Source organism: Nonomuraea sp. NPDC049480, assembly GCF_044465905.1.
GTDB lineage: Bacteria > Actinomycetota > Actinomycetes > Streptosporangiales > Streptosporangiaceae > Nonomuraea.
In genome coordinates this window covers 1-1,862 of sequence record NZ_JBITMD010000078.1, presented here as the reverse complement: position 1 = coordinate 1,862, position 1,862 = coordinate 1, and the positions used below count along the sequence as shown (strand labels likewise).

Annotated in this window: 1 protein-coding gene; it reads left to right on the top strand. The window is 67.4% G+C overall.

What is annotated here, in order from left to right; genetic code table 11:
* The first annotated feature begins 184 nt into the window (after window positions 1-184).
* Window positions 185-1,819, top strand: a complete 1,635-nt coding sequence (locus ACIBX3_RS61175; RefSeq protein ID WP_397130026.1) for an ISL3 family transposase — start codon at window positions 185-187, stop codon at window positions 1,817-1,819.
* Window positions 1,820-1,862: the final 43 nt, after the last annotated feature.

The following is a 1,862-nucleotide window of genomic DNA, read 5'->3' as shown; positions in this document are numbered from 1 at the left end:
TGGCTCTGGCGATCTTTGTGTGATGCCGTCACAGGCAGTGGTCGAGGCTCCCGCCCGTGACTGATCGCAATCGTGTAACTGGCCGCGTATAGGAGCGGCCGCCCCGTGAGGATCTTGTTCGACCAAGAACGTGATCACCACCTGAGCGGCCGCGAGGTTCATTGTGCCCTGTGCGCAGCATGCGGTGGCGGGCGATGCCTGCTGCCTGCGGATGGTCTTCCCCCACCTGGCCGAACTCCTCGTCGAGGAGGTGACCGATCACGGGGACTACGTGCTGGTCACGGCGCACACCGAGGGGGGACCGGCGGCCTGCCGGGCGTGCGGCACATCCTCCTCACGGGTGCATGGCCGCTACCGCCGGCTGCTGCATGATCTGCCCGCTGCGGGCCGCCCAGTCCTGATCGCGCTCACGATCCGCCGCCTGACCTGCCAGAACCCGGCATGCCCCGTCCGGACGTTCGCCGAACCGGTGCCCGGTCTCACCCAGCGCTATGCCCGCCGCACGAAACTGCTGCGCCGGCTGCTGGAGTTGATGGCGCTGGCACTGGCCGGACGCGCCGCCTCCCGACTGCTCGAGCAACTCGGCGTACGCGTCGGCCGGGACACGCTGATCGGTCTGGTCCGCGCCCTGCCCGACCCTGAGATCGGCCAGGTCACCGTGCTCGGGGTCGACGATTTCGCCAAGAAACGCGGACACTCCTACGCCACCGTGCTGATCAACATGGACACCCACCAGCCCATCGACGTGCTGGACGACCGGACCGCCGACGCCCTCGAACAGTGGTTACGCGACCATCCCGGCGTCCACGTGATCTGCAGAGACAGGGCCGGAGCCTATGCCGCAGGCGCCAAGGCCGGAGCACCCGAGGCAACGCAAGTTGCCGATCGCTTCCATCTCTGGCAGAACCTCTGCGACGCGGTCGAGAAGACCGTCATCGCCTGCCGCGCCGACCTGCGTCAACCTCACCCCGATGACACTGAACCCGCCCAGGAGGAACCCGGCGACCAACAGCTCGACAACGCGCTCACGCCAGAGCCGATGCCGGATCAGGCGCCGTCCACCGAATGCCGACTGATCGTCCGGACCCGTGAACGCTACGCCGCGGTGCAGGAACTGGCCGCCAAGGGCTGGACAATCTCGGCGATCGCACGGAAGCTGCGCCTGGACCGGCACACCGTCCGCAAGTTCGCCCACGCCGAGGCGGTCGAGGACCTGCTGACCAAGGCCACTGGACGATCCGACCTACTCACCCCCTTCCAGCCCTACCTGCTGGAACGCTTCCGCGGCGGCTGCACCGACGCCGCCCGCCTCACCCGCGAGATCCAAGCGCAGGGATACCGCGGCAGCCCGCAGACCGTCCGCAAGTACCTGCACCCGTTCCGATCTGCGGCCACAGCCGCCCACACCCCGTCGTCGGCCCCGACCGTTCGCGAGGTCACCAGGTGGATCACCAGTCGCACCGATCACCTCACCACCGACGACCAGACCAGACTCGCCGACCTGCGATCCCGCAGCCCCCGCCTGGACGCCACCGCCAGCCATGTCACCGCCTTCGCGACCATGATGACCACACTGACCGGCACGAAGGAGTGCCTGCACGCGTGGATGGCCGCCGTCGACGCCGACGACCTGCCCACCCTGCACTCCTTCACCCACGGCATCCGCCGCGACCTGGACGCCGTGGTCAACGGCCTCACCCTGCCCTACTCATCAGGTGCTGTGGAAGGCAACGTGACGAGGGTCAAGAACCTCAAGAGGAGCCGATACGGCCGAGCCAAGCTCGACCTACTGAGAAAGATCATCTTGTGCGCTCGCTGAAGCTCACTATCAGTTACGCCATCACACAAAGATCGCCAGAGCC